This is a genomic window from Bacillus sp. ZY-1-1, assembly GCF_003047165.1.
Classification (GTDB): Bacteria; Bacillota; Bacilli; order Bacillales; family Bacillaceae; genus Bacillus; species Bacillus velezensis.
This window is the reverse complement of sequence record NZ_CP027061.1, coordinates 3,040,169-3,047,500: the sequence shown is the minus strand read 5'-3', so window position 1 is coordinate 3,047,500 and position 7,332 is coordinate 3,040,169. Positions and strand designations below refer to the sequence as shown.

The window sequence follows — 7,332 nt, the reverse complement described above, 5'->3', positions numbered from 1 at the left end:
GTTTCTTGCTTGTATGGTATATACTGCATTACCATTTGAAAAAACTTCACTAAAACCATTGACACTTTATAAAATGCATGTTATATTTATATACGTCGGTTGAACACGACGGATTACATGCCGGTGTGGCGGAATTGGCAGACGCGCACGACTCAAAATCGTGTTCCTTCTGGAGTGCCGGTTCGACCCCGGCCACCGGTATACAGAGGCTTCTACATATTGTAGAAGCCTTTTTTGTTGTATGAAAATATCTCCAAGGCTTGTGAAAACATGTTACCTGCAGCAGGAGGAGCTGGATTCGGCGCACCGTGCTTATATTAAGGAAACACCGATTCGGCCGTGGAGTTAAATCATTCCGATCGGGCTGTTTTTGCTATTAACACTGTTTCTCAGCTGGTGGGTCGGCCATTCAAAAGCGCGCATTATTGGCAGCGGTTATTGCAGTATTTGCTCTTTTTATGTTTCAGCGTTTTCATGCAGGCGAGCTTGTTACCCATTTTATTAAGGGCGGAAACGAATTGGTCAACGTTATTATTATGTTATCGCTGATTTGGGCCGTAACAGCAGTAGCTGAAAATCTGGGATTCTCGAAATATGTTACTTCTCATTTAACATCATGGATCCCTCATATGTTTATTGCGCCGTCTCTTTTTATACTGGGGGTTGTTATCTCCTATTTTATCGGGTCATCCTGGGGGACTTGGGGCGCTCGGCGTAACGCTGGCGGTTCAGTTACATACCAGCTTATTATTAGCGAGCGGAACATTTGGTTTGCTTCTCCCCTCAGTGATAATACGGTGTTGGGGATCGATGTTGTGAAGTGTACCCGTTCGAAGCTTGTTCCGGCGATTAACGCCGCGGGGATCTCCGTTGTGTTATACGGTGCGTATTTTTCAGATAACAAATACTTTTTGAAGGCGTTATCCGAAATTGGGATAACGCCTTTTTAATGAGCTGTTATACTTGAGAAAAAAAGAAGTGATGACATTGAAGCAGATTATTGCAATGGGCGGCGGGGGGTTTTCCATGGAGCCGGATCATCTTGTGCTGGATCAGTATATTTTAGAGCAGTCGGCGCGGTCAAAGCCGAAAGTTTGTTTTTTGCCGACGGCAAGCGGAGATTCGGAGAAATATACCGGCAGGTTTTATCAGGCCTTTCAAAAGCTGCGGTGTGAGCCGGATCACTTGTCGCTGTTTAAACCGCCGGGTTCTGATCTCAGATCCTTTCTCATGAAGAAAGATATTATATATGTCGGCGGCGGAAATACGCGCAATATGCTTGTCTTATGGAAAGAGTGGGGGCTTGACCTTATTCTTCGTGAGGCTTGGGAAAACGGCATCATCTTAGCGGGTCTCAGCGCCGGAGCGATTTGCTGGTATGAAGAAGGGGTGACGGATTCAGCGGGGGATTTGCGAGAGTTAACAGCTTTAGGATTTTTGCCGGGCAGCTTTTGTCCGCACTATGACGGAGAAGCGGAGCGCCGGCCGGTGTATCACCGTCTGATTTCCGAAAAGAAACTCAGGGAGGGCTATGCCGCTGATGACGGCGCTGCGCTTCATTATAAAGACGGTCAGCTGTTCCGGGCTGTCTCTTCCCGGGAAACCGCAAAGGGTTATCGGGTTTTTAATACCGAAGAAGGCGTTCGGGAAACAGAGCTTATGACCATTCTGTTATCTGAATTTTAATAATATGCTTTTTTTTGTACACAACTTATGTTACGATAAGAGCGAAATCAATAGTTACTGGGGGTGCCCGTCTGAGCGGGCTGAGAGAGAAGCGGCGGCTTCTTAACCCTTTGGACCTGATCTGGTTCGTACCAGCGTGGGGAAGTAAAGGTTTTATTATTGTTGAGGAAAACAATAATAGTTTCTTTCTGACTGCAAAACCGGGTTCTTCTTTGAACCCGGTTTTTTTGTGCTGGTGCTGAGCTTGGTTCTGTTATTCAAATGATAAAGGAGAGATTTGTATGCAAAATCAATCAGTACAGCAAGCGAACATTTCCATTATGTCGAGTTTTTCCGGCAGTAAAAAGGTTTATGCAGAAGGTTCTTCGCCCGACATACGAGTGCCGATGCGGGAAATCAGCCTGAGTGCGACTACGGGGGCATTCGGGGAAGAGGAGAATGCGCCGGTCCGTGTTTATGATACGAGCGGACCGTATACAGACCCGGATGTACAGATTGATATTCATGAAGGTCTGGGGGCGCTCCGCACAAAGTGGATTACCGGGCGCGGAGATGTAGAAGAATATAACGGCCGGACCGTGAGACCTGAAGACAACGGCTATAAAAAAGAAGATCATGCTGCCGAATACCCCGGCCTGCAGCGGAAACCGCTTCGGGCCAAGCCGGGGAAAAATGTAACACAATTGCATTATGCGAGAAAAGGCATCATTACGCCGGAAATGGAGTTTATCGCAATTCGCGAGCATGTGTCTCCCGAATTTGTCAGAGACGAGGTAGCCAGCGGCCGGGCGATTATTCCTTCTAACGTCAACCACCCGGAAAGCGAGCCGATGATTATCGGCCGGAATTTTCATGTGAAAATTAATGCCAATATCGGCAACTCGGCTGTTACATCTTCTATCGAAGAAGAAGTCGAAAAAATGACGTGGGCGATTCGCTGGGGCGCCGATACGATGATGGATTTATCCACGGGAAAAGACATTCATACGACGCGTGAATGGATTATCCGCAACTGCCCCGTGCCTGTGGGGACGGTGCCGATTTATCAGGCGCTTGAAAAAGTTAATGGCATTGCCGAGGATTTAACGTGGGACATTTATCGTGACACATTGATTGAGCAGGCGGAGCAGGGCGTGGATTATTTCACCATCCATGCCGGCGTACTGCTTCGTTACGTCCCGTTAACGGCTAAACGCACGACGGGAATCGTATCCCGCGGCGGGGCGATTATGGCGCAATGGTGCCTGGCTCATCATCAGGAAAGCTTTCTGTACACGCATTTTGAAGAAATTTGTGAAATCATGAAGACCTATGATATCGCTTTTTCACTTGGTGACGGGCTTCGTCCGGGTTCGATTGCGGATGCCAATGATGAAGCGCAGTTTGCGGAATTGGAGACTCTCGGAGAATTGACGGAGATTGCGTGGAAGCACGATGTGCAAGTGATGATCGAAGGACCGGGTCATGTGCCGATGCATAAAATTAAAGAAAACATGGACAAGCAGCTGGAAATTTGTAAAGAGGCGCCTTTTTACACGCTCGGCCCATTAACAACGGATATCGCTCCTGGCTATGACCACATTACTTCAGCAATCGGCGCGGCGATGATCGGCTGGTACGGGACGGCGATGCTTTGCTATGTCACGCCGAAGGAGCATTTGGGGCTGCCGAATCGTGATGATGTAAGAGAAGGCGTCATTACGTACAAAATCGCGGCACATGCCGCAGACCTTGCTAAAGGGCATCCGGGTGCACAGATCCGTGACGATGCTCTGTCTAAGGCGCGGTTTGAATTCCGGTGGCGTGATCAATTTCATTTGTCGCTTGATCCTGAAAGAGCAATGGAATATCATGATGAAACGCTGCCGGCTGAAGGCGCAAAAACGGCTCACTTCTGTTCGATGTGCGGCCCGAAGTTCTGCAGCATGAGAATTTCTCAGGATATTCGTGATTATGCGAAGGAAAACGGACTTACTGAAGACGAGGCCGTCAATGAAGGGCTGAAAGAAAAAGCAAAAGAGTTTGCAGAGAAGGGAAGCCGCTTATATCAATAAAAGAAAAGATGAAGATGGAGTGTATCCATCTTCATCTTTTTTAGAAAAACGGTGAACGGCGAAGCGGCGGAATGCTCTGCTCGAAGCGGAATATATTTTCCGGATCATATTTCGTTTTGACTTGACGGAGGCGGTGAACATTTTCTCCGTAATACGTTTGCAGCCAGTTTCTGATTTCTCTATCAGGCCAATTCACATAATCTCCCATCGTTTCTCTTGATAGGGACGTTCTCAGTCCTTCGATCCAGCGGACATTTTGTCTTTCTTCTTCAGCAGATGTCCAAGTTGTAATATATTCTTGGGCAATGATTGCGTTGCGATAGTAGAATGCCGTTTGGTCCGGAGCGATCCGTCCGGCCGCCCCGCCGAGAGATTGCTGCCAGACACTGGCGTTTTCGTTCGGAGCGTGCTCTAAATAGCGCTTTAAAGTGGATATTGCGCGTGTTGATAATGGTTTTTCAATAAAGGATCCTGACCGCTTCATCTTTTGCGGCTGATTGCCTCCCGGGCTGTTAAAAAAGGCTGCTGCTTTAATAAATGGCACTGTCTTGACCATGCCGCTTGTCGGTTTTCCCGCTTTCATTAACGGAGCCAGCAGTTCTTTCAGCTCCTCTTTTGTCCCGGTAAATTGACCGAGCGATTCTATGCGGTTGACTTCCTTAGGCCAAAACTGAATTGATGAGGTAAGCCGGTTGTCTGTAAATGGAGCCCAGCGCTGCCACGTATTAAATACTTCCTCGAAATCATCCCAGCCCCAAGTGACAGAAAAAACAGACACGCACGAGATCGGCACGGCTTTAAACATCATGGATGTGACAATGCCGAAGTTGCCTCCCCCTCCGCCCTGAGATGCCCAAAATAGATCAGAGTGCTTTGAGCGGTTGACTGTGATCAAGTCAGCACCCGCTTTTTCGTCCGCTATGATCATTTCGAGCTGGAGGAGACGATCGCAAGTAAGTCCGGCAGTCCTTGTTAAATATCCGATTCCTCCCCCGAGCGTCAGCCCCGTGATTCCCACATTCGCAATGGTTCCCGCAGGAAGGGTCAAGCCGTACCGCCAGAGTGTCCGGTAGACTTCCCCTAATTCGGCTCCCGCTTCAATCGAGACCAGCCGCTTATCCTCATTTACTCTTATTTTCTTCATTTCACTGAGATCAATGACTAGTCCGTCATTTAACAGGGAAAAATTTTCGTAGCTGTGTCTTCCGCCTCTGATACGGAAAGGCACATTGTTCTCACGTGCCCATCTCACCGCATTGAGGGCGTCATGTTTGTTTTGGCAAAACACAATGATGTCTGGATATCTTTGCAGGCTTAAATTGAAATTGGTTCTTGCGGCATTATAGTCCGGGTCATCTTTTTTGACGATGCGACCGCTCAATGTTGTCTTTTCCACATTCTCACTCACTTTCACTTGTAATCTGCTATGTTTTCTAGCATATGCGGAAAAATGAGAGAGTGTATGAGGAAAACCCCCGGAAGGACACGATATTTTAAATTATAGTTGACAGGTAGGGATTGTATGAATTAACATAATCATTACATATTTCCAAACGATGGCTGATCGGATCACCGAAGGCTCTTATCTATTAAACAGATAAGGGCCTTTTTTGCGTGAAAGTCATTAAATGAAAAGCGGAGGGATGAAAAGTGGCGTTAAAAAAGGTATCACATGTGCGCAAAAAGAGAAAAAAGCGGAAAAAGTACAGAAAACACACATTGAATTTCGAACTGCTTGTAGAGAAAAACAAACGGGAGATTATGAGAAATGAGGAACAGATGGAGCAGATTTATATAAAGATAGATGAAAAGCATGCGGGGGTTCGATAAAGATGAAGGAGAGAAAATGGAGGTTGAAAACAACGGTAATCGCGCTGTCGGTATCCATCATGTTATCAGGGTGCGCGTTAGGGAGTGCCGGGGAAGAACCGTCATCTGCGGCTGATAAAAAGGAAGAAACACGTATCACTCATGTCAAGACAAAGGAATTTAAAGCTTCTCATCCGGCGGCGATTCCCGCTAAATCGAAAGCCAGAACTGACACTTTTGTTGCTGGGATTTCCGCGCCGGGCGGCGTGTTTCTGCCGTACTTTTACGAAAACGGCTGGGATGGAAATGCGACAGATCCTATTTTTGAACCGTTAGTCAAACTGGATAAAACGGGGAAGCCTGCCCCGGCTCTTGCGGAAAGTTGGAAAATTTCCAAAGATCAGCTTACATACACGTTCCGTTTAAGAAAAAATCTCGTTTTCAGCGACGGTTCACCGCTGACCGCAAAGGATGCCGCATTCACTTTAACACTGCTGCATGATCCTGCATACGCGGGCTATGAAGATATCACCACGGCTTATATTAAAGGCGGTAAGGCTTACAAAGAAGGAAAGGCAAAGACGATAGAGGGCATTCGCGTCCTTGATGACAGAACCATTCAAATCACGACTGAGAAAGTCAGTGCGAAGTCGCTGCTTCTTTTGGGCGGGCAGGTGCTGTCAGAAGCCTACTACGGGAAGAAATATCAATTCGGCAAACTGGACTATTTAAAAGAGCTTTATGCCAAACCGCTCGGAGCGGGACCTTATCAATTTACAGAATACCTTCCGGGACAGGAAATACGCTATCAGGCTAATGAACACTATTATGCCGGAAAACCGAAAACGGAAAAGCTGATTTATAAAATTATCGATCCGTCAACTTCCCTTCAGCTGTTTGAAACGGGTGACCTTGATTACGCTTCTTTCTCACCTGATGATGATACGGTTCAGCATTTAAAAAGTCTCGGTTTTGCGAATATAAGCGTATCTGTCGTGAATGATTACGGGCTTGTGTACGTCAATCACAAGCGTCCGCCTTTTCAAGATAAGAAAGTGTCCCAGGCGCTTATTTACGGACTTGACCGTCAAAAAATCGTCGATGTCCGCTTTAAACGCTACGGAGAGGTCGCGAATGTTCCGGTGTCTCCGGTTTCGTGGGCTTATGATGACAAAGGTGTCAATCGGTATGCGTTTAACCCTGAAAAAGCCAAAAAACTTCTTGATGAAGCAGGCTGGAAAACGGGCAAAGACGGTGTACGTGAAAAAAACGGCAAAAAGCTTGAAATCAGCTATTACACATCTAAAGCGGATGATGATTTCATCCCGATAGCGAAAGAAAATTATGCGGACATCGGAATCTCATTAAAACCGGAAGTGATGGATTTTAATACAGAAGTAGCGAAAATCAATGACAAACAATATGACCTTGCCGCCGTTTCCACCTCGCAGATCCTTGATCCGAATGACACGGTGGAAAAGCTGGCTTCCGGCCATCCCAATAATGTGACGGGGTATTCCAATCCGAAAGCGGACCGGCTGATAGAGAAAGGAGCCGGCACGCTTGATATCAGCAAAAGAAAAGAGATTTATCACCAGCTGTACCGGGAGCTCGGGGAAAACCCGCCTTACATTCTGATTCATTACCGTCAGAGCGCAAGGGCGGTCAGCGGAAAAATAAAAGGGCTTGAGCCTGACAATTATTCTGGAATCAGTTCAAGTCTCTCAAATGTCTCAATTCAATAGAACGGTTGGGCAAAATACCCGATGCATCCTGGGGATTT

At 46.9% G+C, this 7,332-nt stretch carries 6 protein-coding genes, 1 tRNA gene and 1 riboswitch; of the genes, 6 read left to right on the top strand and 1 reads right to left on the bottom strand.

Annotated elements, in window-relative coordinates; all coding sequences use genetic code 11:
- The first annotated feature begins 119 nt into the window (after positions 1-119).
- The 4 genes from C5I45_RS15150 to thiC all read left to right on the top strand — a co-directional run bounded on the left by C5I45_RS15150 (position 120) and on the right by thiC (position 3,740).
- A tRNA-Leu gene (locus C5I45_RS15150) sits at positions 120-201 on the top strand.
- 224 nt (positions 202-425) lie between these two features.
- The gene (locus C5I45_RS15145; protein WP_234415019.1) at positions 426-950 is read left to right on the top strand and encodes a Na+/H+ antiporter NhaC family protein; all 525 of its coding nucleotides are present in this window, start codon (positions 426-428) and stop codon (positions 948-950) included.
- Between the two features lie 37 nt (positions 951-987).
- A complete protein-coding gene (locus C5I45_RS15140) occupies positions 988-1,686 on the top strand; it encodes a Type 1 glutamine amidotransferase-like domain-containing protein (protein ID WP_107994597.1) in 699 nt (232 codons plus the stop codon).
- 49 nt (positions 1,687-1,735) lie between these two features.
- Positions 1,736-1,846: riboswitch (TPP riboswitch) on the top strand.
- Positions 1,847-1,967: 121 nt separating this feature from the next.
- Positions 1,968-3,740 carry a phosphomethylpyrimidine synthase ThiC gene (thiC, locus tag C5I45_RS15135; protein WP_052585567.1) on the top strand — a complete coding sequence of 591 codons (1,773 nt, stop codon included), beginning with the start codon at positions 1,968-1,970 and terminating at the stop codon, positions 3,738-3,740.
- Positions 3,741-3,780: 40 nt separating this feature from the next.
- Here thiC and C5I45_RS15130 read toward each other — a convergent pair whose 3' ends face one another.
- Positions 3,781-5,136, bottom strand: a complete 1,356-nt coding sequence (locus C5I45_RS15130) for an FAD-binding oxidoreductase (protein ID WP_107994596.1) — start codon at positions 5,134-5,136, stop codon at positions 3,781-3,783.
- Positions 5,137-5,390: 254 nt separating this feature from the next.
- On the opposite strand from C5I45_RS15130, the gene C5I45_RS15125 reads away from it, so the two are divergent.
- Both C5I45_RS15125 and C5I45_RS15120 read left to right on the top strand, forming a co-directional pair.
- Positions 5,391-5,570 carry an FbpB family small basic protein gene (locus C5I45_RS15125; protein WP_015388515.1) on the top strand — a complete coding sequence of 60 codons (180 nt, stop codon included), beginning with the start codon at positions 5,391-5,393 and terminating at the stop codon, positions 5,568-5,570.
- Positions 5,571-5,572: 2 nt separating this feature from the next.
- Positions 5,573-7,294 (top strand): ABC transporter substrate-binding protein, encoded by a 1,722-nt coding sequence (locus C5I45_RS15120; protein ID WP_107994485.1) that lies wholly within the window; start codon positions 5,573-5,575, stop codon positions 7,292-7,294.
- The last annotated feature ends 38 nt before the right edge of the window (positions 7,295-7,332 follow it).

Bases quoted from the DNA above. Each gene is read 5' to 3' on its own strand.
- thiC (WP_052585567.1), top strand. From the start codon at position 1,968: ATGCAAAATCAATCAGTACAGCAAGCGAACATTTCCATTATGTCGAGT.
- C5I45_RS15120 (WP_107994485.1), top strand. From the start codon at position 5,573: ATGAAGGAGAGAAAATGGAGGTTGAAAACAACGGTAATCGCGCTGTCG.